Source organism: Nostoc sp. DedVER02, from assembly GCF_034530675.2.
Classification (GTDB): Bacteria; Cyanobacteriota; Cyanobacteriia; order Cyanobacteriales; family Nostocaceae; genus Nostoc.
Map to the genome: position 1 here is coordinate 586247 of NZ_JAVRCP020000001.1, position 22171 is coordinate 608417.

General features: G+C 42.6%; 26 protein-coding genes. 17 read left to right on the plus strand and 9 right to left on the minus strand.

The genetic code is table 11. From position 1 onward, the window contains the following. Positions 1-80 precede the first annotated feature (80 nt). A complete protein-coding gene (grpE, locus tag RMZ41_RS02565; RefSeq protein WP_322645114.1) occupies positions 81-830 on the minus strand; it encodes a nucleotide exchange factor GrpE in 750 nt (249 codons plus the stop codon). A 450-nt stretch (positions 831-1280) separates the two neighbouring features. Between grpE and RMZ41_RS02570 the strand changes: the two genes are divergently transcribed. The 4 genes from RMZ41_RS02570 to RMZ41_RS02585 all read left to right on the plus strand — a co-directional run bounded on the left by RMZ41_RS02570 (position 1281) and on the right by RMZ41_RS02585 (position 6597). Further along, the gene (locus tag RMZ41_RS02570) at positions 1281-3287 is read left to right on the plus strand and encodes a GspE/PulE family protein (RefSeq protein ID WP_322645007.1); all 2007 of its coding nucleotides are present in this window, start codon (positions 1281-1283) and stop codon (positions 3285-3287) included. 134 nt (positions 3288-3421) lie between these two features. Then, positions 3422-4546 (plus strand): type IV pilus twitching motility protein PilT, encoded by a 1125-nt coding sequence (locus tag RMZ41_RS02575; RefSeq protein ID WP_322645006.1) that lies wholly within the window; start codon positions 3422-3424, stop codon positions 4544-4546. 83 nt (positions 4547-4629) lie between these two features. Further along, on the plus strand, positions 4630-5853 hold the full coding sequence (locus RMZ41_RS02580) for a type II secretion system F family protein (protein WP_322645005.1): 1224 nt from the start codon (positions 4630-4632) through the stop codon (positions 5851-5853). A 183-nt stretch (positions 5854-6036) separates the two neighbouring features. Beyond that, positions 6037-6597, plus strand: a complete 561-nt coding sequence (locus tag RMZ41_RS02585; RefSeq protein WP_322645004.1) for a hypothetical protein — start codon at positions 6037-6039, stop codon at positions 6595-6597. Positions 6598-6694: 97 nt separating this feature from the next. On the opposite strand, the gene RMZ41_RS02590 is transcribed toward RMZ41_RS02585, so the two are convergent. From RMZ41_RS02590 to RMZ41_RS02600, 3 genes are all read right to left on the minus strand, one after another. Next, positions 6695-7699 (minus strand): saccharopine dehydrogenase-like oxidoreductase, encoded by a 1005-nt coding sequence (locus tag RMZ41_RS02590; protein WP_322645003.1) that lies wholly within the window; start codon positions 7697-7699, stop codon positions 6695-6697. Positions 7700-7995: 296 nt separating this feature from the next. Next, positions 7996-8493, minus strand: coding sequence for a DUF3368 domain-containing protein (locus tag RMZ41_RS02595; protein ID WP_322645002.1), 498 nt, complete (start codon positions 8491-8493; stop codon positions 7996-7998). Continuing rightward, positions 8490-8735 (minus strand): UPF0175 family protein, encoded by a 246-nt coding sequence (locus tag RMZ41_RS02600; RefSeq protein ID WP_322645001.1) that lies wholly within the window; start codon positions 8733-8735, stop codon positions 8490-8492. Before RMZ41_RS02600 ends, RMZ41_RS02595 begins: the two co-directional genes overlap by 4 nt. Before the next feature lie 290 nt (positions 8736-9025). Here RMZ41_RS02600 and RMZ41_RS02605 point away from each other — a divergent pair, with 290 nt between their 5' ends. From RMZ41_RS02605 to RMZ41_RS02655, 11 genes are all read left to right on the plus strand, one after another. Beyond that, entirely contained in the window at positions 9026-9667 is a 642-nt protein-coding gene (locus RMZ41_RS02605; protein ID WP_322645000.1) for a ribonuclease H family protein, read from the plus strand. Positions 9668-9768: 101 nt separating this feature from the next. Continuing rightward, positions 9769-10017, plus strand: a complete 249-nt coding sequence (locus tag RMZ41_RS02610; protein ID WP_322644999.1) for a DUF4926 domain-containing protein — start codon at positions 9769-9771, stop codon at positions 10015-10017. Positions 10018-10136: 119 nt separating this feature from the next. After that, entirely contained in the window at positions 10137-10496 is a 360-nt protein-coding gene (locus RMZ41_RS02615; RefSeq protein ID WP_322644998.1) for a DUF6972 family protein, read from the plus strand. Then, complete coding sequence (locus RMZ41_RS02620; RefSeq protein ID WP_322644997.1) at positions 10459-10716, plus strand: hypothetical protein; 258 nt, start codon at positions 10459-10461, stop codon at positions 10714-10716. Before RMZ41_RS02615 ends, RMZ41_RS02620 begins: the two co-directional genes overlap by 38 nt. 2 nt (positions 10717-10718) lie before the next feature. Next, positions 10719-10907, plus strand: a complete 189-nt coding sequence (locus tag RMZ41_RS02625; protein WP_322645127.1) for a hypothetical protein — start codon at positions 10719-10721, stop codon at positions 10905-10907. A 182-nt stretch (positions 10908-11089) separates the two neighbouring features. Next, positions 11090-11350 carry an AbrB/MazE/SpoVT family DNA-binding domain-containing protein gene (locus tag RMZ41_RS02630; protein ID WP_322644996.1) on the plus strand — a complete coding sequence of 87 codons (261 nt, stop codon included), beginning with the start codon at positions 11090-11092 and terminating at the stop codon, positions 11348-11350. Next, complete coding sequence (locus RMZ41_RS02635) at positions 11323-11667, plus strand: type II toxin-antitoxin system PemK/MazF family toxin (protein ID WP_409874697.1); 345 nt, start codon at positions 11323-11325, stop codon at positions 11665-11667. The genes RMZ41_RS02630 and RMZ41_RS02635 overlap by 28 nt, the downstream gene beginning before the upstream one ends. A 213-nt stretch (positions 11668-11880) precedes the next feature. Continuing rightward, positions 11881-12126, plus strand: a complete 246-nt coding sequence (locus RMZ41_RS02640; RefSeq protein WP_322644994.1) for a DUF433 domain-containing protein — start codon at positions 11881-11883, stop codon at positions 12124-12126. A gap of 884 nt (positions 12127-13010) precedes the next feature. Next, a complete protein-coding gene (locus RMZ41_RS02645; protein WP_094328129.1) occupies positions 13011-13220 on the plus strand; it encodes a DUF2997 domain-containing protein in 210 nt (69 codons plus the stop codon). Positions 13221-13259: 39 nt separating this feature from the next. Further along, positions 13260-13646 carry a DUF1257 domain-containing protein gene (locus RMZ41_RS02650; RefSeq protein WP_190727888.1) on the plus strand — a complete coding sequence of 129 codons (387 nt, stop codon included), beginning with the start codon at positions 13260-13262 and terminating at the stop codon, positions 13644-13646. Next, entirely contained in the window at positions 13646-14107 is a 462-nt protein-coding gene (locus RMZ41_RS02655) for a ferredoxin (RefSeq protein WP_322644993.1), read from the plus strand. The genes RMZ41_RS02650 and RMZ41_RS02655 overlap by 1 nt, the downstream gene beginning before the upstream one ends. A gap of 276 nt (positions 14108-14383) precedes the next feature. Here the strand turns inward: RMZ41_RS02655 and RMZ41_RS02660 are convergent, their stop codons facing one another. Together RMZ41_RS02660 and RMZ41_RS02665 are read right to left on the minus strand one after the other, a co-directional pair. Next, positions 14384-15991, minus strand: coding sequence for a DUF4335 domain-containing protein (locus tag RMZ41_RS02660; RefSeq protein ID WP_322644992.1), 1608 nt, complete (start codon positions 15989-15991; stop codon positions 14384-14386). 248 nt (positions 15992-16239) lie between these two features. Beyond that, the gene (locus tag RMZ41_RS02665) at positions 16240-16845 is read right to left on the minus strand and encodes a DUF3038 domain-containing protein (RefSeq protein ID WP_322644991.1); all 606 of its coding nucleotides are present in this window, start codon (positions 16843-16845) and stop codon (positions 16240-16242) included. 719 nt (positions 16846-17564) lie between these two features. Here RMZ41_RS02665 and RMZ41_RS02670 point away from each other — a divergent pair. Continuing rightward, positions 17565-18113: a substrate-binding domain-containing protein gene (locus RMZ41_RS02670; RefSeq protein WP_322644990.1), complete on the plus strand. Its 549-nt coding sequence runs from the start codon at positions 17565-17567 to the stop codon at positions 18111-18113. A gap of 7 nt (positions 18114-18120) precedes the next feature. Further along, positions 18121-18312, plus strand: a complete 192-nt coding sequence (locus RMZ41_RS02675; protein ID WP_322644989.1) for a hypothetical protein — start codon at positions 18121-18123, stop codon at positions 18310-18312. A 270-nt stretch (positions 18313-18582) separates the two neighbouring features. Here the strand turns inward: RMZ41_RS02675 and RMZ41_RS02680 are convergent, their stop codons facing one another. From RMZ41_RS02680 to RMZ41_RS02690, 3 genes are all read right to left on the minus strand, one after another. Next, positions 18583-19062, minus strand: a complete 480-nt coding sequence (locus RMZ41_RS02680; protein WP_322644988.1) for a cupin domain-containing protein — start codon at positions 19060-19062, stop codon at positions 18583-18585. A gap of 296 nt (positions 19063-19358) precedes the next feature. Then, on the minus strand, positions 19359-19685 hold the full coding sequence (locus tag RMZ41_RS02685; protein WP_322644987.1) for a hypothetical protein: 327 nt from the start codon (positions 19683-19685) through the stop codon (positions 19359-19361). A gap of 14 nt (positions 19686-19699) precedes the next feature. Next, positions 19700-22159 (minus strand): endonuclease MutS2, encoded by a 2460-nt coding sequence (locus RMZ41_RS02690; protein WP_322644986.1) that lies wholly within the window; start codon positions 22157-22159, stop codon positions 19700-19702. Positions 22160-22171: the final 12 nt, after the last annotated feature.

Sequence of the window (22171 nt, forward strand, 5' to 3'; positions counted from 1 at the left end):
CTTGTCCAAGTTTTAGGCACGCGATGCTCGTCCTTGCTATAACCCAGGCACTTTTGGTCAGCGAGACGAGCGACTACAGCTTAACTGTTGGCTTGACTCGACTGATCTTCCTCCGTAGAAGGTGTATCTTCCTTTGGAGCAGCTACTTTGACCATTGCATGGCGTAGTACGCGATCGCCCAAGTAATATCCGCGCACTAACTCTTCTAACACTGTTCCTTCAGGATGTTCATCCGTAGGTTCCCGCATTACTGCTTCATGGAGGTTAGGATCGAATTCTTGACCTTCAGGACGCATTGGTGATACACCTAAGCGCTTCAGGCTATCTACTAATTGTTTGTAAACGCCTTGATAGCTTTTGTGCATGGTCATTTCGCCATCGGATTGTGGTTTGAGGTGCGATCGCGCCCGCTCAAAATTATCGACCACTGGCAGCAATTCCAGAATCGTGTTCCGCTTCATCAGCGTCTCTAGCTCTTCTTTTTCTTTGCTAGTACGTTTCCGATAATTCTCAAAATCAGCAGCAATCCGCATATATTGAGTACTACGCTCTTCTAACTGCGTTTTGAGAGACTCAATTTGTTGAGTTAGTTCTGCCAAAGCTGCCGTTTCCACTCCGGTGTTATCGGTTGCAGCGACACCAGTTTCTGGATTTGTAGTAGCTGCATCTCCCGATACATTAGTTTGGGCTGCCACTTGCTCTGTCGCCTCGCCACCAGATTCATTGAAATTAATTTGGGCTGGGAAGTCACTCTTCATTGCTTGCTTTACCTCTGTTGGTTCACCCAATTGCTGACTAGTATTGTTTATCTGTTTATTTTCATCCATTATTGTCTACTCATTCCAGATGCTTGCTATTTATGGCAGTGTATCTCCATAGCTTGCAACCGTCGTCATTCACGACTTGCAACTGAGGCTGATTTTTTGCCGACAAGTTTCTGGAAGTGATGTAACCGTTTTCTTATTGTGACAAATGGTGAACACCTTAGTGTAGACACCATCAAGGCGGGAACCCGAACGAGTAGTGTACCTCTAGGAGTAAGTAATTTGTCAGAGTGGCATTTAATCTCATTCGCCCTTCTGACGAAAAATTTGTTGATTGAATGAGTCAGGAATCTATATTTTCTCTACTATTACTTATTTTTCACTCAGCATTTAGCGATAACTCTAAGTAAAGGTTTTCGTTGCTCAGAAGTTCAGTGACTTTTTTGGGAAATGAGAATTCTATCTCACAGGCTGGGAATACTTTAAGCAGAGGTTCCCCTACTCATTCGCTCATTTATGACTTACTCGTCACCACAACGGCGCAGTACCGCTCTAACTACCAGAACAGAGTTTTCGCCCTTCGGCAACAAGCTAGTGCAATCTGGCTATGTCAATACCGAACAGATGAGGCAGGCACTAATTGAAAGCCGCAAATCTGGCAGACCCTTAACGGAAGTATTAGAGTCAATTACTGGACAACAACTATCACCTGAGTTGCTCAGGCAATACAAAAAACAGCAGCTATTTGAACTTAAAATACTATACGGAGTTGAATTTCTCGATCCGGAGGTCAGTTCCATTGCCAACACGATGATGGGGAACCTGATTGAAACCCTCATCCCAGTTGATATCTGCCGTCGCCATCGTTTAGTACCACTATCGAAACACGAAGACCAAACCCCGCCCTCAGTTTTAGTGGCAATGGTCGCTCCAGATAATCTAGAGGCTTCCGATGATCTGAATCGCATCTTGCGCCCCCAAGGACTGGCATTGCAGCGCATGGTGATTACACAGGAAGACTATCAGCAGCTAATCAACCAATATCTGGATGAAATGGCTGTTAAGCAAAAGCATCTGGAACAAGAAAAGTTTACAGATATTAATCAGGATTTAGAAAACCTCGGAAATCTCGATATTTCCGATGCTCCTGAAGAAATGGAGGCCGATCTAGGGGCAGCGATGAAGGGTGCAGAGGATGCCCCAGTGATCAACCTAGTGAACAGAATCCTGGCTAAAGCCTTGCATGAGGGCGTTTCTGACATTCATATCGAACCGCAAGAAGAAAACTTACGCATTCGCTTTCGGAAGGATGGCGTACTGAAGGAAGCTTTCGATCCCCTACCGAAAAAAATCATCCCGGCGGTGACAGCCCGATTTAAAATCATCTCGAATCTAGACATTGCCGAACGCCGTTTACCCCAAGATGGACGCATTCGGCGGCTATTTGAGGGACGTAAGGTGGATTTCCGCGTGAATACTTTGCCCAGTCGCTACGGGGAAAAGGTGGTACTGCGGATTTTGGATAATTCCTCAACCCAACTGGGATTAGATAAGTTAATTACCGATCCAGAGACTTTAAATATTGTCAAGGATATGGTTAGCCGTCCCTTTGGTCTAATTTTGGTAACTGGGCCAACTGGTTCTGGGAAAACAACCTCGCTGTATTCTGCACTATCAGAAAAGAACGATCCTGGAATTAATATCAGTACTGTAGAAGACCCAATTGAGTACAGTCTTCCAGGGATTACTCAAGTACAGGTGATTCGAGAAAAAGGGCTGGATTTTGCTACCGCTTTGCGGGCTTTCTTGCGACAAGATCCAGATGTGCTACTGGTGGGTGAAACGCGGGATAAGGAAACAGCAAAAACAGCAATTGAAGCTGCCTTGACCGGTCACTTAGTATTAACTACCTTACATACCAATGATGCCCCAGGTGCGATCGCTCGTTTGGGAGAAATGGGCATTGAGCCTTTCATGGTTTCTAGTTCCCTAATTGGCGTTCTAGCTCAACGTTTGGTGCGGCGCGTATGTTCTGAATGTCGCATTCCCTACACTCCTACAACCGAAGAACTGGCTCGGTATGGTTTATCAGCTTCTTCTGATGTAGGAGTCACCTTCTATAAAGCTAACACCTTGACATTAGATGGGATTGCTGAAGCTAAAACCAAAAATCAGCTTTGCTCAAAATGTAATGGTGGCGGCTACAAAGGGCGTTGTGGTGTCTATGAAGTTATGCGAGTTACCGAAAATCTGCAAACTCTCATCAACGAAGATGCACCCACCGAACGCATCAAGGAAGTGGCAATAGAAGAGGGCATGAAAACCTTGCTGGCTTACAGTTTAGACTTAGTGCGCCTTGGTTCTACCACCCTAGAAGAAGTAGAACGAGTGACGTTTACTGATACTGGTTTGGAAGCAGAATTAAAAGCCAAACGCAAGACTGGTCTTACCTGCCGGAGTTGCAAGGCCACATTGAAACAAGAATGGCTGGATTGTCCCTACTGTATGACATCTCGGTTTTGAGATTAGTCATTAGTCATTGGTCATTGGTCGATGGTTAGTAACTTTAAACAAATGACATAGACGCTTCTGCGGCTTCCCGCAGGGTAGGACAACTGACAAATGACAAATAAAAAACATTAAAAGGAAGCAGAACTATGGAAATGATGATTGAAGACTTGATGGAACAGTTGATTGAACTGGGTGGTTCAGATATGCATTTATCGGCAGGTTTGCCTCCGTACTTCCGCATCAGTGGCAAACTGACCCCTATCGGTGAGCATGTATTGACAGCCGATCAATGTCAAAGGCTGATTTTTAGTATGCTCAACAACACCCAGCGTAAAACCTTAGAGCAGACTTGGGAGTTGGATTGTTCTTATGGTGTTAAGGGTTTGGCCCGTTTCCGGGTCAATGTCTATAAAGAGCGTGGTGCTTATGCTGCTTGCTTACGAGCATTAAGTTCTAAAATTCCTAACTTTGAAAAATTAGGTCTGCCAGATATCGTGCGGGAAATGTGCGATAAGCCTAGAGGACTTATTCTGGTGACAGGCCCTACAGGTTCTGGCAAGACAACTACTCTAGCGGCAATGATTGACTTGATTAACCGCACCAAGGCAGAGCATATTTTAACGGTAGAAGACCCAATTGAATTTGTCTATGAACCAATTAAAAGCTTGGTTCACCAGCGACAACTGGGAGAAGATACTAAAAGCTTTGCTAATGCTTTGAAAGCAGCCCTGCGGGAAGATCCAGATATTATTCTGGTAGGGGAAATGCGCGATTTGGAAACGATTTCTTTGGCGATTTCAGCTGCGGAAACAGGACACTTAGTATTTGGTACGCTACACACGAGTTCTGCCGCCCAAACTGTTGACCGGATTATTGACGTTTTTCCCCATGAAAGACAAACCCAAGTGCGGGTGCAATTGTCTAACTCATTGGTAGGGGTATTTAGTCAAACCTTGGTGTCCAAGAAAAACCCTAAACCCGGTGAATATGGTCGGGTGATGGCTCAAGAAATTCTGATTGTCACTCCTGCTATTTCCAACTTGATTCGAGAAGGCAAAACATCTCAAATTTACTCAGCTATTCAAACTGGCGGTAAGTTGGGGATGCAAACTCTGGAGAAGGTTTTAGCTGATTTTTACAAAGCAGGAACGATTTCTTTTGAAGCGGCGATGTCTAAGACTTCTAAGCCTGATGAAATCCAACGTCTCATTGGTAATGCTACACCACAGGCGGCAGGTGCAAAACCTGGTGCGACTGCTAAAGCGCATTAAAGGAAGTAGGGAGATAAGGGAGAGGATATTTTAGTAAGTCTTTCCCTTGTGCCCAATAAATAACAACTATTTTGAATTTATTTATGCCAAACTTTGTTGCCCGTGTTCGGGATTCTCAAGGAAAATCCCGAACTGAAAAAATTACTGCTGAATCCTTGGTACAAGCTCGGACTAATCTCAGAGATCAAGGTTTTGTAGTCCAAGAACTCAAACAATCTCAAGGATTTGAGCCAGATGTTGCCTTCAAAAAATTCCAGAATTCCTTAGTTAAGGTTTCTGTGAAAGACAAAGCCGTTTTTTCCCGTCAATTTGCCGTTTTGATGAATGCGGGGGTTGCGATCGTTAGAAGTCTAGGGGTACTTTCTGAACAGTGTAGTAATACTAAACTCAAACAAGCCCTAGTTGAGATTAGCACTGATGTTCAAAGTGGAATGAACCTTTCAGAGGCAATGCGGAAGCATCCTGACTGCTTTGATGGTTTATATGTGAGTATGATTCAAGCTGGTGAAGTGGGTGGTGTTCTAGACGAAGTATTGAATCGTTTAGCTAAGTTGCTAGAAGATGTTGCTCGCCTACAAAACCAAATTAAATCAGCATTGTCTTATCCAACTGTTGTGGGTTTTATCGCAGTTGCAATCTTTCTTGGCATGACTATTTTTCTCATTCCGATTTTTGCCACGATTTTTGTACAAATTGGGATTTCATTACCACCTCTAACGCAATTCTTGATGGATGCTAGTAAATTTTTGAGAAGTCCGGGGGCTTTCGTACTTCTAGGTATTCTCATAGCATTGAAATTTGCCTATGGACAATATGCTAAAACTCCTGTTGGTCGCATAACAATCGATCGTCTTTCTCTCAAAATGCCCTTATTTGGTGACTTAATTCAAAAGTCTTCAGTTGCCCGCTTTAGCCGGACTTTTGGTTCTTTGACTCGTTCAGGCGTACCAATTTTAACTTGCTTAGAAATTGTCCGAGATACATCAGGAAACCAAGTAATTGCTAATGCCATAGACGCAGCCCGGATGGAAATTCAACAGGGAGGTATGATTAGTATTGCTTTACAAAAAGATGCTGTTTTTCCAGCTATGGCAATTCAGATGATTAGTATCGGAGAAGAAACTGGAGAATTAGATGGAATGTTGATGAAAGTTGCTGATTTCTATGAAGATGAAGTCGAGCAAGCAGTAAAAGCAATGACCAGTATTTTGGAACCAGTGATGATTGTAGTTTTAGGGGGAATGGTTGGAACCATTTTGCTAGCAATGTATTTGCCGATGTTTGCAGTATTTGAAAAGCTGGGATAAGGGATTGAGAGTTAGGAGTTAGGAGTTAGGAGTTGAAACTATTTATTTTTCATCTTCATTCTTAATTCTTAACTACTTAATATTATTTGTAACTCTAAACTATAAACTTCAAATTTCAAATTCCAAACTCATAATTTCAAATTCCAAACTCCTAACTCTTAACTCCTAACTATCTAATCAACTATGACTGTGCAAAAATCTCACTACGAAGCGAGTTTGGCAGAGTACAGCAATCATCTAGCTGCGATCGCCTTACTAAAGCAATATCGGCCATACTTAGAGATGATTCCCAGTTTGCGCCGTCCTGATGAAAGTGTCATCACTATCCCTTTGCCAATTGTCCGTCTTCGCAACACAGCTACAACAACTCCACAAACAATCTGTTTACCCTGTGATGTGGCAATTTTGATGTGTGATCCTGAATGGAAGATCAAAACCGGTGCCGAAATCTTAGTCTTTATTCATCGCGCTCACGAAGACTTTTCTGATTTGTTAGGACGTTGGCGACAAACCCAAGTTTTCCTAGACAATGATTATGAGTGGTTGATGCCTCTGCGCCACAGTCATATTTTGAGTGAGGGAGCTAATACTATATATCCTCTGTTTGTCGTTTTTAGTAATACCTTAGAACGCATTCAACGAGGACTTGTAGGAGCCGAACTTCCATTTATTATCCAAACGCCAGATTTGCTCCTTGAGGAAAATTTCACAGACACTTTTTGTCCAGAAATCCCACCAGCTTAAAAAAGTTAGGAGTTAAGAGTTTTCAATTGCAACTTTTAAACAAAACCAGAGATTTAAAAATCTCAAGTTTAATTTTTTAACTCCTAACTCCTAACTATTACCTAACAAACTGCGGCATAATTTCGGCAGCAGTGAATATTCCATAGATGCCGCGTTGGTGCAATTGCTTACCAGCTTTAAGATAACCAAAGGCAGGGCCGCAGACATTAGCTGCCATACTGGTTTCATCTCCCAGAGTAAAGGTATGGGTGGAAATCTTGCCTTCGAAAGTGCGCCCTGTTACCTTAACGTTGGTGCTGAGGGGCTTTTTAGGATTGCGAGTATCGACTACACCACCAACTGTAACGCGATCGCGCCCCACTATTCCCGCTACCTCTAGCATCACATCATCAGCGTGTTCCATATTCTTCAAGGTAAGCACGCCATTAGTCTTATCTAGTAGTGCTTCTACTTCTGCATCAGTCATCGCCCTAGCGGTTTCCACTGTGTAACCAGGCATGTGTCCAATGTCTTCCCGCACAGTGGCGCGATAAGCTTCCCAGTTGGCAATTCCCACCCCGAAGGTGATTTCGACTTGATGAATTTCTGCGTAGCTTTGGGCGGCTAAAGCTGCTGCGGCAGTTAACAGTCCGGGTGTAGCACCACAGCCTGTCATGTAGGTAATCCCGGCTGCAAGGAGTTCTTCTTTCATCGCTAGTAGTTGTTCTACAGCAGTGGTGCGCTTAATTGCATCTACTAGCACACCCCGCCAACCAGATTTAATAAATTCTTTGGCTACAGAAGGGATAAAATCGTTTGGTAGGTTGGGTAAAGCCAGAAAATACCCATCCACAGGTTGAGCTATTGCAATTACATCCTGAATACTTTGATTTGTTAATGTACCAACTGGTTCTAAATAACCTACAGAACCTTGGGACTGGTAGGTTGCAATACATTGTTGAGTATTTAAACCTTCAGCAGCGTAAGCGTAACCTTTTTGATCTGCTGCTGCGACTAAAATCATTTCCTGTTTAGCAGCAAGTACTTTGGCGGCGGCTTGTCCGAGTCCGCCGAAACCTAGTACTCCTATGCGTATCGCTGACGAAATATTTGCTGTACTCATAGTCAATTACTTAAGTTGAATCACAAGCTTTCAAACTTTACCATCTCAGCTTGTGGCTGATGGCTGACAGCTTTTAGCTATAAAGGTTAATTATGCTTTATTATCCTGGTTTCTTCCCCAACCAAATCAGTTTTTTCACCAGAAATTCTTGCTGAGTGATTTAGGCTTGAGCAAATTTTCACGCGAAGTAGCAGCAAAAATCTGAATATACGTTGAAGTGATCCCTACGGCTGGCTACGCCTATGCGTGATGGTAGTGATGAAAGCTATACCAACTTTGGTCTAGGCTGGAGCATACTAAATAATGTCATCTTCATCAACAAGCTGTAAAATCCTCTTGTATAAAGGTTTAGGCACCCAGAATCCTGCTTGATTAATTAGAGCATCTAACAGAGGTTTCACCGCAGAAATTAGCTTTTGACTTTTAGCTTCAACCAAGATCCCTAAAATTCCTGTGTAACTGAGATTTAGCCTAGCCGCAACCATGCGACCACGACGTTCATCAATCAACACTCGATCTGCTTTCATTTCCACTGCTAGAGCGATCGCTTCAGCTTCACCAATATCCAGTTCATTGCTGAGTGCTTCAACAAGTATACGATCTTGAACTGGACAAGTTTGAATCCAGACAAAAGTTTGTACTTCAGTTGCACCTGCAACTGGAAAGTTGGGATCAGTCAGTTCTCGGTAGACAGCTTCAGGAATTAGGACTCTTCCGTAAAGCTGTTGTAACAAATGAAGGTGGTTAATGGCAGCAAGGTTATTGATGGGTGAAGTATCGCTGACAACGATCACAATCTACCCATCGCCCGCAAGTTATTTATATCTTGTTCAAAATCTTCCACATCGTAATGCACTGAAATTTGACGGCTTGCGAGTAAATGCTGAAATGCTATTCGATTCATGCCTGCAAATCGGCTGGCTTGAGCAAGAGTTAACTTTTCTTTTTGAAAGAGCATCACCGCAATTTCCTGCTTCATTTCGCCTTCAGTCATGCGAGTTGCGGTTAGTATTTCACTAGGAATAACGACGTTCATAATTACAATTTTTTCTATCACTACTATTTTAAGCAGCTTGGGCATCGCCAATCCATAATCAAGTCAATTTGCAATCAGTATTTAAAGCATCAGCAAGACATAGGTTAGCGCTTACGGTTCCAAAATTTTTCTGGGTATTACCAAGGTATTTACGGAAAATTATTGACTAAATCTAGTGGATATACTTAAGTCTTGTCTGTATTAATTTAGTTATAGTAGTTCTCGATCAAATGAGGTATCTTCTCAAAGTTAAAAGGATTTATGTATAAATTCGTGGAGTTGTAGATTAAATGCCATCCAAGAAATACTACACCGTTTTTAAAGGTCGAAAAATAGGTATATTCACAAGCTGGGAGGAATGTAATGAACATATCACAAATTTTAGTGGTGCGTTGTACAAATCTTTTAAGACTAGAGAAGAAGCAGAAGCAGCATTGGAGCTTGCAGAAAAGAATTTTATGATTATAAGTGAGCAGAAAGAAGTAGAGCGGCAGGAAACAAAAACAAAAATTTTTCCTGCAAAAGAATTAATTATAGATAGTGTTTGTGTTGATGCTTCATGTTTAGGTAATCCTGGGTACGTTGAATATAAAGGTATTGATACAGGAACACGGAAAGTAATTTTCCATAAAAGTCCAATGCCAAACGGAACAAATAATCTTGGAGAGTTTTTGGCTATTGTTCATGCTCTTGCATACCTCAATAAACAAGGTAGGGATATACCTATTTATTCTGATTCCGAGGTAGGTATTCTTTGGGTAATCAACAAGAGAGTCAGAACAAAGTTAACCCGAAGTACGGACAACCAAGAAATATTTAATTTGTTAGACAGAGCATTAAAGTGGTTGGAAAATAATGAGTATAACAATCCTATTTTCAAATGGAATACTGTCTCTTGGGGCGAGATTCCAGCAGATTTTGGTCGTAAATAAGCTTGCCTCCAGGAGTGAAGCAATAACATTATAGAAAATGGTTCTGATGTCCCAAGATTAACAACCTACTATCCTCTGTAAATATTTGGAAGTGATAGAAGATGACTAAAAATACAATCAAATTGCTGAATGTAGTAGCACTGACAATCGATCTACCTGAATACAACCTGCACCGTGGTCAAGTTGGTACAGTAGTCGAATTATTAGCCGATGGTGCTGCATTTGAGGTTGAATTTAGCGATCGCTCTGGCCGCACTTACGAATCTGTCGGTTTACGCCCAGAGCAAATTATGGTGTTACATTTTGAGCCAGCATCCCCTGATTCAGTGCTGGAAATGGTTACAGCTTGAGCGATAGGACTCAGAGCGATCGCTTCAAAAAGATTCAAACATCTGGTTGAGTTTAGCAATCCTAAGCAGTACAATCGCTCACAATGGCGGTTCTGAGATAACGTGCGATCGCCTAACTCATGAGTGGAATTGACCGAGATATTACTCCCGATCCCCGACCAAGCCTTATCGATCGCCATTTGCCGAACACTCTCCAAGTCCAACGACTGCTCCGAAGAGAAGGCAGAGCGCATGTTTTCAACGATCGCGTAACCTTGGAACAAGTCACGCAGGCTATCATTGCAGAGGGAGAGCGAACCGGAATAGACGATCAAGAGGATGATTACGAACGATATGGACTCTACTTTCCAGAGGCGATCGGTTACATAATTAAAGCAGACGGGAGCCAAATTCCACTTTACTACGGCGAGATTAAAATTGTGAAAACTACAGGTGAGTATCATGCAATCCCACGCACCAGCCCTCGCAGAACAAGCTAAAACCTGGAAATTTCTAGAACTCTGGGTTGATCCGGTTGTTTTCCCGCCTAAGATTCTCATGCTAATTGGCGCTCAAGACGGCACTTGTCGTATTTTTAATCCTGCATCTAACTATAAACTCGTAGTCACTCACCCCAACTACCAAGCAGCCCAAGAGTGGCTTCTTGAGGATGAATATGAACGGGTCAAAGGTCAACTTTTGGCTGAAGAAATTATGTAATCATGAGCTTGAATTCTCGCACAGTAGATAAAGCTCGATTGTTTGAAGTTGAATTTAGCAATGCCTGGGTTGGGCTATACCTACGCCACGGCCGCACTTATGAATCTGTCGGTTTACGCCCAGAGCAAATTATGGTGTTACATTTTGAGCCAGCATCCCCTGATTCAGGCCCGGAAATGGTTACAGCGTAGGCAACAGAAAGCTTTCTATACATAATACACAAAGAAGATTGTGTGATCGCATATTGTAGTTATGAGTGCGTAGGCGTAGCCCACCGTAGGCATCGCCTTAAAAATTATTGAAAAATGAGCGCTTGTTGACAAAATCCTTGAGGGTAATCACAATGTAATTACAATCAAGGATAATGATCCTCATGGGAACAGCAATTAGAACCCGTATTGTTAAAATTGGGAACTCTCAAGGTATTCGCATTCCTAAACTTCTGCTGGAACAAAGTGGTATTGATGAAGAGGTGGAAATTGAAATTCAAGATTGTCACCTAATTATCCGTGCAGCCTCTCAATCGCGTCAGGGGTGGGAGGAAGCATTTGCAACTATGGCGAAGCAACACGACGATGCACTGCTCGATGATGCTGTAACTACAGAGTGGGAGCATCTAGAGTGGGAGTGGTAGTCAATCGATTTGATGTATTTTTGGTTAACCTTGACCCAACGATTGGCAGTGAGATTCAGAAGACAAGACCCTGTGTAGTAATTTCACCAGATGAGATGAACAGATATATTGCCACGGTCATTGTTGCTCCCATGACAACTAAAGGACAATCTTATCCAACTCGTGTTGCTTGTCAGTTTCAGGGCAAGGACGGACAAATTGTTTTGGATCAAATTCGTACAGTTGACAAAAATCGATTAGTCAAAAAGCTAGGTCAGATTGACTCTGATGAACAAAAAGCAGTTTTAGATACTTTGGCTGAAATGTTTGCTGAATAATGTGTCTAAGAATTGTACACACTGGATAATTACTTATCTCAAGCAAAGTTAAGGTGTTGGAAGCGATCGCTTATCGTAGTATCCAAAGCGATGCTTTAATAAATATAGAGTAAGCTACCATATCGACAACGATAATCCACCTACGCTTCTAGTAGCAGTAATTCCGAGTTAGGATCGTAGCTAAATATTGACACATAAATGCCTAGAGTTATTATGATGCCAACATCACGTATTGTTCATAGTGACCCTGATATATTAGGGGGAACTACTGTCTTTGTTGGAACTCGCGTACCAATTAAGACTTTGCTTGATTATTTAGAAGCAGGTGATTCGCTAAATGAGTTTTTAGATCATTTTCCCAGTGTTAGCCGTGAGCAAGCGATGTCTACGACGGGCTACGCCTACGCAGCATTAGAATTAGCAAAAGAAATGCTGACTGCTTATGCGAATCCTGCTTGATGAATATGTTCCTCGTCCTCTCAAACGTGAATTCAAAGATTACGAAGTACGCACAGTTGTCGTGATGAGATGGTCAGGGAAAAAGAATAGTGAACTTTTACAACTCATGAAACAACAAAGCTTCACCATTCTACTGACTACAGATCAAAATTTGCGATACCAGTAAAACTTAGAACAAGCAGGAGTTGCGGTTATTATGTTGATCGCCTCAAAAAATGGTCTTGCTGATTTGATACCGCTCATACCAGAAGTACAAAAATTGCTAAATGCCATCCTTCCTGGTGAGGTAATTGAAGTAGGACTTTCCTAATTAGCCTACACTTACGTATATTACAAATCTACCATCAAGCGATCGCCTAATCATAGGTTGGGTTGATGCAAGAAAACCCAAGGTTTGATTATATTTATTTTTTATATTCTGGCGATCGCAGTCTAAAAATCCGTTGATAGACGATTCTAAATAAAGTTATTCCTACGTGTAACCCATCATCTGGCTCTAAGCTGACACTACACTGCACCCAACTTACTTAGAAAGCCTTAAGAAAATAAGGTAAATCTAAATAATAATTTCTATATTTTTGTAACCATCTAGCTGGCTATAGTACCTCTAATGCTTATTCTTAGGACTTTTGCCGCTTACCTAGCAAGCTCAGTTTTTACCTTGACTAATTGATGAGGTTAAGAGAGACTAACTAAATACTGATGTGACTGCTTATAAAATTAATAAGTTTTGTAAAGATTCTGAGATATATATGTTGATAGATGGAACATTAGTTAACAAATGGCAAATTTGTATCTAAGTAAAAATGTTCCTACGGCTATATATATAGCCTTCTGCTAAGGCAGTAAAATTTTAAGCGTACTTATCGTGGTTGGCCAAGAGCATGGAGACATTAGAGTTCATAATCTATCCAGACGGTCGGGTACAAGAAAAAGTCACTGGCATTGTGGGTAATTCTTGCGCTGAAGTTACAGCAGCAATAGAGGCACAGCTGGGGCAAGTACTTAATCATGAGCCAACCTCAGAATATTTCGCCGCGAAGGTGCAGCAGTCTAATGTGGCGAATACACACACCACTTACAGCGATTGGTAAGTTTTCACAGTAGTTTAGTGTAATTAATTGACAACCACCATGTCACACTTTAGCCAAATTAAGACTCAAATCCGTAACCTTGATTCTTTAAAAGATGCTCTGACTGAATTGGGCATAGACTGGAAACCCGGCCCACGGGAAGTACGCGGCTATCGCGGTCAAACCCATCCTGCGGAAGTTAGTATTGAGCAGGAAAATGGCTATGACATCGGCTTTAGATGGAATGGCAAAGAATATGAATTGGTAGCTGACTTGCAATATTGGCAGCAAAACCTGTCTGTGGACGGATTCTTGCGCCAGGTAACACAGCGTTATGCTTATCAAACAGTTGTTAAAGAAACCGCTCGTGTTGGTTTTCAAGTCTCTGAACAACAAAAGAATGAAGATGGTTCAATTCGCCTGGTAGTACAGCGCTGGAGTGCGTAATGGCTGATTTTCTGCCGTCGCCGGAAGAAGAAGTTGACAACCGTTCGGGTTTGGAACCAGAATTAGGGGGTTTTTTACGCGATGCCCCAGAACGTTCTGGTTTAGAACCCGAATTGGGTGGTTTGCTGCGCCAAAATGGTGTTTATGTTGATGAAATCACCTGTATTGGTTGCAAGCATTGCGCTCATGTTGCGCGTAACACTTTTTATATTGAACCAGATTACGGGCGATCGCGCGTGGTTCGCCAAGATGGGGATGCTGAAGAAATTATCCAAGAAGCAATTGACACTTGTCCGGTTGATTGCATTCACTGGGTTGATTACACTGCACTGAAAAAGTTAGAAGAAGAGCGAAAATATCAGGTAATTCCTCTTGTGGGTTATCCGGTAGAACAGGCAGTTGCTGCTAGCGAACGTCGGCGTAAAAAGCACAAGTTAAAAACCAAAAAATCCCGTTATTAAGATAAAAACGTTAAATCAATATAAATGAAGGACTGGGTATATCCAGTCCTTTTGTTTTTCGTACATCATATAGGAATCATATTTGATTTTTGAACAAAATTAGGTATTGTAGGGTGTGTTAGAACGCAGTTCGTAACGCACGATCATCTTGGGCTTGGTGCGTTACGCTGTCGCTAACACACCCTACGTATCTTTTCTCCAAATCAAATGAAGTAAATAAAAACTGGCACAAGGTTTGTACCAGTTTCATAAGTGGCATTAAAAGGATTAATTTAATTATTCATCTGGAAAAGTCTGCACCTTCCCATCAGGACTGAGAACAACTCTAATTCTGACATTTTGCCCACTTGTATTGGCGGAAACAAAAGGTTTACCAACTTCAGGCATTCCAGTGCTATCAACGAATTCTCTTGCTGCCTTATTGAGAGGAAAAATTCGTTCAACTGTGCCGTCAACACTGACTATCAGGCTGTACTCTAAAGTTTGCCCTAGTCCGGCAGGTGGTTGCCAACGCTTACTTAGGTATGTCCTCGCTTCTGCTACTTGAGGTGTATCAAATAATGTACCAGTAGCCACTTCTCTAGATTTAGGGGTTTTGCGTGCGTCCCCTAATTGGTCGATGAATGGATTATTATCAGCAGTTCTAGATGAGGAAGTTTGTGAAGTAGGTTTCTCTCCAGCAGAAGATTGCTGTAAGGAATTGATTCTTTCATCTAGCTGTTGTGTTGATGAGGAGGGTTGAGTTGGGATATTGCCAGCATTATTATTGGGTATGGTGCTAAGAGACGGCGGGGAAATTGGTGAGATATTAGTTGGTAAGATACTTGTGTTAGAAGATAACCTGGGTGGTAAATTCCGCAATTTAGGGAGAGTTCCAGCTTGAGGACTTGACCCTGTAAGGTTCTGTCCCAAATTTGGTAGTATGGCTATTTCTTGGCCTGAGTTTTTGCTTGATGGTGCGATTGCTCTATTGGTAGGAGTGGTTGAAGTTGTCCCTTGAGGTATAGTCAGTGCATTTGGCAATAGAGGTGGCGGTGCAGAGAAACTACTAGAACTAGGGGCTGTTAGAGGTGCTTGCGGCAAAGTAGATGTGGAAAGTGGAGCAGTAGAACTAGGTAAATTACCTGATGGAGTGGTGAGTGCGGAATCGGGCGTGGGAAAGTTTAGTGAGGTTGAAGGTTCTAAAGCAGTCTTTACTGCTGCTGGATCTGATGTTTTGGCTGTCTGCTGTTCCTTTTCCCTAATGTTGTTAGCATATTGCCAAGTAACTGGTAGGAAACCTATACCTAACACTAATACTGCGGCAACAGGTGCCCAAGCAGGGAACCTCAGAGTCGAACTCGTGCTATTAAGAGTTGGGAGTGCCATGACATCAGTTGAGTATTCATCTAAAGCACTGGCCAAATCAAATAATTGCAGCAGACTGAGTTTAATTACGGGGCCGGATGAGTAGTTGGCGAGAGAACCGAGAAATAAACTGTGAGTTAAATAGCTGCTTGGTTCTAAGCGAATATTTGCCCCAGGAATTTGGGTATTAAAAGAATTTAATGTTTGTATTGAGGACTTTAATTCCGGTTCACCCAATGCTGTGCTTGACTCTTGAGTACCGGAGAAACTGACCCAAAAGCTCTCTGGAGACTGTTGGAGAAATTGCTGTACGTAATTTGTGACTGCATCACATAAAGCTTCAAGTTGATCGCGATCGCCCCGAATTGGGATTCTGTGTTCTTCTGGTAGTCGGGGATCGTCAAAACGTAGCTCAAAGCTGAGGTGTTTGAGGACAGTTTTGCCCATCCAACGGGACAGAGGTGAGCTTTGCGCGTATACTTCTAGCGTGCAAGTAGGGGGTGTGTAGCGACGAATGACAGAATTTGATAGAGGCATAGCAGGAACTGCGAGGAAGACTATTTAGGATTTTGCAAAAAGTTAAGCCAGTTGCGTGCAAAGGAAAGTTGAAACGGTGGATTCCTCCACTCAAAAGTTTGTTAGATTTTTTCTGTTATGTAATCTTGTGCTAGGAGAAAGCAGTTTTGAGAGTGCATCGCCCTTGGGCTAACGACTATCAAAAGGGTTTCCCGATCTAGCGGACAAATCACAAGCGAATTTTGATTGAGGAATTTCAAATTTCAAATCTAAATTTTTGTCGAACGGTCTATAAGTGCTAGCCAGAGACGGCGATGCCCACCAGGGGCACTGTAAAAAAGTAAATCTATAAGCAGTTTTAGGGCCAGGTTGGTTAGTAAATCCGTTGAGATTTGCTCGTCCTCTTCCATCCGCTCTTGGTAGGTGTTGCAAAAAGCATCAATATAGTCTCCAAGTAAAGCAGCCTGGTGAGGTTCCCGGTTATTTTCTGCCATTTGTTCTAACAGACCGACAGCGCGGCGAATCAATTCCTGGTGCTGTTTGGCTAAGTAGCAGACAATCAGAACAAGCGATCGCGCTTCTTCGACATCTAGCTTTTTTCGCCCTCCTTGACCTTTGCGTAGCGGATTTGATTGGCGTAGTCGCCATAAAGCTACGCGGTCTGGCACTCTTGACTCCAAATTCAGATCGGTTGCCGCCGAAAGCATAGCCTCTGAACCAATGCCAGTTAAGGTTTCTAGCGCCAACAACACCAAGTCTAATTGGGTTTTGATATTATCCCATTGAACTGTGTTTGGGGCTGGAAGCTTGATTAAATCCTCCCACTGGGAATTTGGAGTGGCTGAGTTGGCGGCCGAGTGCATAACTTTAAGCATAGGTGATCAAGCTGATAGGGGATGTTGCTGTTACCCATTTTGAAACCAGACTCTCAAGCATCAAGCTTGGTTTCCCATAGCTATGAGCCAGAGACTTCAGCTAAATTTTTTCTATGTGGTAAGCAGCATGTATCTTTGTCCTACTCTAGATGAAAATTTATTTTCAACAAAGTAGAAAAGTATCAATTCTAATTAAGGTTTACCCGACTTTCACTGCTAATTCCGTACAAGAGTATAAATAAACTATGTTTTGAATGCTAACTGTTAATTATCGCTAAGTAATTGTGTAGAATGCCTCCTAATTTATTTGCGGTTTAAATTTTGAAATTTATTGATGTTTATTATTTCGGGTTGATGTATACATAATTACTATACAAATCTTTTGGTTGTTTGCTCAAGATACTTCTTGCTGCTAGACAGCAGTTTTGCTTGGTGCAGCCTGTTATTTCAGGATAGGCTGGACAACATCAGGACAATTGATGTCTCCTTGAAACTAATCACATTAAAAATTGGGTAAAGTCAGCGTTTGAAGATGTTTGCTAGTTGATTTAATCCAACTTAGTTGGTATTGTAACTCTAATCGCAAACCACACATATCAAAGCTCACTTTTACTATGATGAATAGAGGTAATAGTTTAGACGTATGCCAAACTCCATACTTAAGTATGGGTTATAGATAATTCACTGAGTACTAATAACAACACAATAATATAATAACAATGAAAAAGCATTTTTTTGCCTTTTCACCGATAGCTTGTGCTGTCAGTGTGATACCAACTAAGGTATTAGCAGTTAATCTATACGGTGCTGGTAGTTTACGTGATAGCCTGACTAAAATAGCTGAATCTTTTAGCGAGAAATATGGGATTCCAGTAGAAACGCGATTTGGGCCATCTGGTTTAACACGAGAATTTATAGAACAAGAATTCTCCGAAACCGGAAAATCCGCAGATGTTTTTGCTAGTGCAGATATTGATAATCCTCAGACATTGTTTGAAGAAGGTTTAAGTGAACCAGTAGTAAACTTCACTAGTAACCGCATGGTTGCTGTTGTGCGATCGGGACTTGGTATCACATCAAATAATTTGTTGGATTTTTTGCTACAACCCGAAATCAAGTTAGGAACTTCCACACATATAGCAGATCCATCTGGTAACTATGCATGGCAGATATTTGACAAGTCAGATCAAATTACACCTGGTAACTCTCAAATTTTAAAGAATAAAGCCTTGCAGTTGGTAGTAAAATTTTTGCCATCCAATAAATAACTAAAACATGAAGAAGCTCGATATTTTTCCTTTTTTATCTCAAAAAATATCAAATTTTAGTAGAGCTTTGATAGCACGAATTTCATCAACTATTCTGCTTGATAAGCATATCCATGCAGCCACCCTTGGGCAAAATCTTATTATTAATGGCGATGCAGAACAAGGACAAGGAAGGAAAGTCGCACATTATTTGGTATGACAGCAATAACTCAAACTCCAGCCTAGAGCAGGTAGTCAAGAAAGTTATACGGCGGGCGGGGTGAGCCAATATTTTTGTATCATTGCGGTGGTAGGGTGCAGTCGCCGCCTACGGGGTATTACTGGCGGATGATGGACGAACATCAATCAATGCGGATTTATCAAAAATCAAAGAGTGCGTGTGGATTAACTAATTATTTGTCACTGTTAACAAATTGAACTTTTAACAGATTATGTGACACATCCGTATTTTGTCATGACCCCGACTTACTTAGTATGGTGTGCCGTCTTTGTGGACAAATTTCCACAAGCCATTTTCTCTTATGGCTATAAGGTCGTCATCGGGATAGCTGCCAACGTCAGAGGATGTTCTGTCCCCGATTTCGAGGTAAAGAACATCTTCTTTTGTTTCGTTGATCAGGTGGTGGGCGTTACCAGTACCAGCCTTGAAGCCGGCACACATACCTGGGGAGAGTTGTATGCGACCTTCGTCCGTGTGTAGCGTTGGGTGTCCCTCCAAGATGTAGATGAACTCGTCTTGCAAGGTGTGGGCGTGACGAAGGGCAGAAACGGCATTGGGAGCCAGATGTGTTAGGTTTACACCAAAGTTTGTAATCCCAAACAAGTCACCTAATGGGTGTTTCTCCCTGCCCACCATACGCGATGCAAATGGTTCAGGATAGTTTGAGAGCTTAGTTCTTATCGGTGCATTACTTGCGTTGAGGGCGATCAATTTTGCTCCTTCTGACATCAGAACCTCGTAAGATAGATCAACATTTCAAATTACTAGATTTTGAACCTGAGTAAGCCTTTTTCTTTCCTATGAATGTAGAAGACAACGGGCGTACAACAGTTTTCACTTCAAGGCATTAGCATAGTGTGTAGTAGTGCTGCAACAGCACATACAGTTACCTGCTTGAAATGATTAGCTTAATAAATAAGAAAAATAGGAGTGCTTTGAAATCTATCAATAATACACTCAAGTTTTCTAATATTTCACAATTTTTAGGAGAAGACAAGGACAGTTAAGGGATTTTTATAAAAATTTTAGATTTTAGAGCTTGGTTGATTATTTGATGGGCATTGGTTAAAATCTATGTTTTGCGATCGCCTTAATGATGGGGTACAGCCGGGAGATTGAACAGCAATAGCCACAGCCATCGCTAATAATCCCGATTCAATACGTTGCTTTTCATCGAGTGAGTGTTCTGGTAAGGGAGCCATTATTTCCAGCATCCCTTGACTGTAACCTATGCGCGAACTGCGATTGTCTCCCAATTCTGCTAAAATGCGTTTGTATGCCGACCAGGAGACATCTTTAATCAACAACTGATGACCGGCTCTAACAATTAGTTGATTCAGTTCAAGTAACATAGCATTCCTGCTCTTTATTTGATGTGAGCAACGGTAACACCAGTACCGCCATCTGCTTGTTCTGCTGGTTCGTAGTTGTTCACTCTGGGATGCTGTTGCAAAAAGGCGTGAACTCCTTGGCGCAGCTTACCAGTACCATACCCGTGAATAATCCAGACTGGGCCAGTAGCTTCGGAGATGGCTTTATCTAAAATGTATTCGGCATCAGCTACCCGTTTACCACGTAAATCGATGGTATTTTTGGAAGTCCGAATTTCTGGGACACTTTGTGCTGGTGGGGTTACTGGTGCTGGGGCTGGTTTAGCTTTGACGATTGGTTCGGGTTTTTGACCATCTAAAGATTCTACGTCTTGCAACTTCACGTTCATCTTCATTAGCCCAAAGCGAACGCTTAATTCTCCATCTTCATCGGGGGCGGCGATCACATCCGCTATTTGTCCGAGTTTGGGAATGCGGACGCGATCGCCTACTTTGGGCATAAATCCAGCTTTTGGTTTTGCTGGCGTTGCTGGCTGATATTGTTGGCCAATTTGATTTAAAGCATTGGTGGCTTGCTGGGCTTCTTGGGCGGTGGGTGTACCTTTTTGTAAGCGGCGAATCACTTGGGCAATTTCACCTTTTGCTTGGGCGATCGCTTGTTGGACTGCTATTTCCTGTGAAGCCCGCAAACTACTTTCCCTTTCCTCCAAACTTGCAGCTTTGGCGGATACCTCTTTGTATAAACGTTCCGCTTGCTGCAATAAACTTTGGGCTTCGGCTGCTTTAGTTTCCTGGCGGCGGCGTTGGGCTTCTAACCCTGCAATCACTTGGTTAACTTCATCTGTAGCCTCTCCAACTTGGGTTTTCGCCTGTTGTACCACCTCTGGTTTTAATCCCAAGCGTAGGGCAATGGTTAAGGCGTTAGAACGTCCGGGAATGCCCCACAGTAAACGGTAAGTAGGCGAAAGGGTACTTTCGTCAAATTCAACAGAGGCGTTTTCAAACCGCTCATCTTCGTATTTCAGGGCTTTCAATTCCCCGAAGTGAGTAGTGGCGATCGTTAGCTGGGCGTGGTTAGCTAGATATTGCAACAAGGCGATCGCTAACGCACTACCTTCAACTGGATCGGTTCCTGCACCAACTTCATCGAGTAAAACTAGGGATTGGGGATTGGGGATTAGGGATTGGGGATTAGGAATTTCCTTTTCCTCAGTTCCAAGTCCCAAGTCTCCAGTCCTCAATCCCAATTCCCCATTCCCCAATGCTTCTAAAATCCGACTAATGCGGCGGATGTGACCAGAGAATGTAGATAAACTTTGCTGTAAGGATTGTTCATCGCCAATATCTGCCAGGACTTTATCAAACCAAGGTATTTCCACTGGTTCGCGGGCGGGGACAAATAAACCTACTTTCGCCATTAATGCTGCTAACCCCAAAGTTTTTAAGGTTACAGTTTTACCGCCAGTATTTGGCCCAGTAATCGTTACTACCCGAATTAGCGGGTTGATCAGCAAATCTACAGGAACTACTGGTTGCCCCTGTTCGTGCTGTTGTTGCCACACTAACAGAGGATGGCGTAAGTTCCGTAAGGTAATGGTTTCGCTGTCTTGACGCTGGATAAATCGCGGGGGATTTGCGCCTAGCCAGTAACTATACCGCGATCTAGCGGTTGCTAAATCCAAAGTTGTGGCGATCGCTAACAATCTCTCTAAATCTGGTTTGACTGCGGCTACTTGTTCCGTCAAAATACGGCGAATCGCTTCTTCTTCGGCTTGTTCTTTTCTAATGATTTGCCGCAGTTGGTTGCCTAGAGGCACTACGGAATTCGGTTCTACGTATAGCGTTGCGCCACTGGTAGAGGTGTCGTGGACAATACCGGGGATGGCATCTTTTTGCGGTGCTTTTACCGGGATGACAAAGCGATCGCCCCGTTGGGTAATTAGCTGTTCTTGAACTGCTCCAGATTTTGCCTGTAAGATGTTTTGCAGCTTTTGGGTAATTTGGCTGCGTACTCGCCGCAAATCTGTGCGAATTTCTCCCAGTTTTTGACTCGCGCGGTCAGTTACCTGGGCCCGTTCATCAATACATCGGTGAATTTCTTGTTCTAGTTCTGGATAAGTCCGCAAATCAGCAACTAACTCAGTCAATATCGGCAAATCTTCCTGATTGTCGATGACACGGCGCAAACTTCTAGCACCAGCCAAGGTGGTGGCGATCGCTAACAGTTCATCTCCTGCCAAAATTCCGCTACGTTCTGCCCGTTCTAAGGAATCGCCAATATCTTGAATTCCCTCAAATGATAATCCCGTAGTCAGCCGACTTTCCAGTTGATAGACTTCTTTGGTTTGCTCTAACAACTGTTCGCTTTGGATCTGAGAATCGGGTATTTTCAGATGACGCGCAGCTGTCGCCCCCAGTTTAGTTGCCGCGAAGGTGGCAAGGTGCTGGCAGAGGCGATGCCATTCTAATAGTTCTAAGGTTTCAGATTGGATCAAGGTTTCAACATC

What these genes read in the sequence shown, in the direction of transcription:
- RMZ41_RS02570 (WP_322645007.1), top strand. Translation starts at nt 1,281, where the DNA reads ATGACTTACTCGTCACCACAACGGCGCAGTACCGCTCTAACTACCAGA.
- RMZ41_RS02575 (WP_322645006.1), top strand. Translation starts at nt 3,422, where the DNA reads ATGGAAATGATGATTGAAGACTTGATGGAACAGTTGATTGAACTGGGT.
- RMZ41_RS02580 (WP_322645005.1), top strand. Translation starts at nt 4,630, where the DNA reads ATGCCAAACTTTGTTGCCCGTGTTCGGGATTCTCAAGGAAAATCCCGA.
- RMZ41_RS02585 (WP_322645004.1), top strand. Translation starts at nt 6,037, where the DNA reads ATGACTGTGCAAAAATCTCACTACGAAGCGAGTTTGGCAGAGTACAGC.
- RMZ41_RS02590 (WP_322645003.1), bottom strand. Translation starts at nt 7,699, where the DNA reads ATGAGTACAGCAAATATTTCGTCAGCGATACGCATAGGAGTACTAGGT.
- RMZ41_RS02600 (WP_322645001.1), bottom strand. Translation starts at nt 8,735, where the DNA reads ATGAACGTCGTTATTCCTAGTGAAATACTAACCGCAACTCGCATGACT.
- RMZ41_RS02605 (WP_322645000.1), top strand. Translation starts at nt 9,026, where the DNA reads ATGCCATCCAAGAAATACTACACCGTTTTTAAAGGTCGAAAAATAGGT.
- RMZ41_RS02610 (WP_322644999.1), top strand. Translation starts at nt 9,769, where the DNA reads ATGACTAAAAATACAATCAAATTGCTGAATGTAGTAGCACTGACAATC.
- RMZ41_RS02615 (WP_322644998.1), top strand. Translation starts at nt 10,137, where the DNA reads ATGAGTGGAATTGACCGAGATATTACTCCCGATCCCCGACCAAGCCTT.
- RMZ41_RS02620 (WP_322644997.1), top strand. Translation starts at nt 10,459, where the DNA reads ATGCAATCCCACGCACCAGCCCTCGCAGAACAAGCTAAAACCTGGAAA.
- RMZ41_RS02625 (WP_322645127.1), top strand. Translation starts at nt 10,719, where the DNA reads ATGAGCTTGAATTCTCGCACAGTAGATAAAGCTCGATTGTTTGAAGTT.
- RMZ41_RS02630 (WP_322644996.1), top strand. Translation starts at nt 11,090, where the DNA reads ATGGGAACAGCAATTAGAACCCGTATTGTTAAAATTGGGAACTCTCAA.
- RMZ41_RS02640 (WP_322644994.1), top strand. Translation starts at nt 11,881, where the DNA reads ATGATGCCAACATCACGTATTGTTCATAGTGACCCTGATATATTAGGG.
- RMZ41_RS02645 (WP_094328129.1), top strand. Translation starts at nt 13,011, where the DNA reads ATGGAGACATTAGAGTTCATAATCTATCCAGACGGTCGGGTACAAGAA.
- RMZ41_RS02650 (WP_190727888.1), top strand. Translation starts at nt 13,260, where the DNA reads ATGTCACACTTTAGCCAAATTAAGACTCAAATCCGTAACCTTGATTCT.
- RMZ41_RS02655 (WP_322644993.1), top strand. Translation starts at nt 13,646, where the DNA reads ATGGCTGATTTTCTGCCGTCGCCGGAAGAAGAAGTTGACAACCGTTCG.
- RMZ41_RS02660 (WP_322644992.1), bottom strand. Translation starts at nt 15,991, where the DNA reads ATGCCTCTATCAAATTCTGTCATTCGTCGCTACACACCCCCTACTTGC.
- RMZ41_RS02665 (WP_322644991.1), bottom strand. Translation starts at nt 16,845, where the DNA reads ATGCTTAAAGTTATGCACTCGGCCGCCAACTCAGCCACTCCAAATTCC.
- RMZ41_RS02670 (WP_322644990.1), top strand. Translation starts at nt 17,565, where the DNA reads ATGAAAAAGCATTTTTTTGCCTTTTCACCGATAGCTTGTGCTGTCAGT.
- RMZ41_RS02675 (WP_322644989.1), top strand. Translation starts at nt 18,121, where the DNA reads ATGAAGAAGCTCGATATTTTTCCTTTTTTATCTCAAAAAATATCAAAT.
- RMZ41_RS02680 (WP_322644988.1), bottom strand. Translation starts at nt 19,062, where the DNA reads ATGTCAGAAGGAGCAAAATTGATCGCCCTCAACGCAAGTAATGCACCG.
- RMZ41_RS02685 (WP_322644987.1), bottom strand. Translation starts at nt 19,685, where the DNA reads ATGTTACTTGAACTGAATCAACTAATTGTTAGAGCCGGTCATCAGTTG.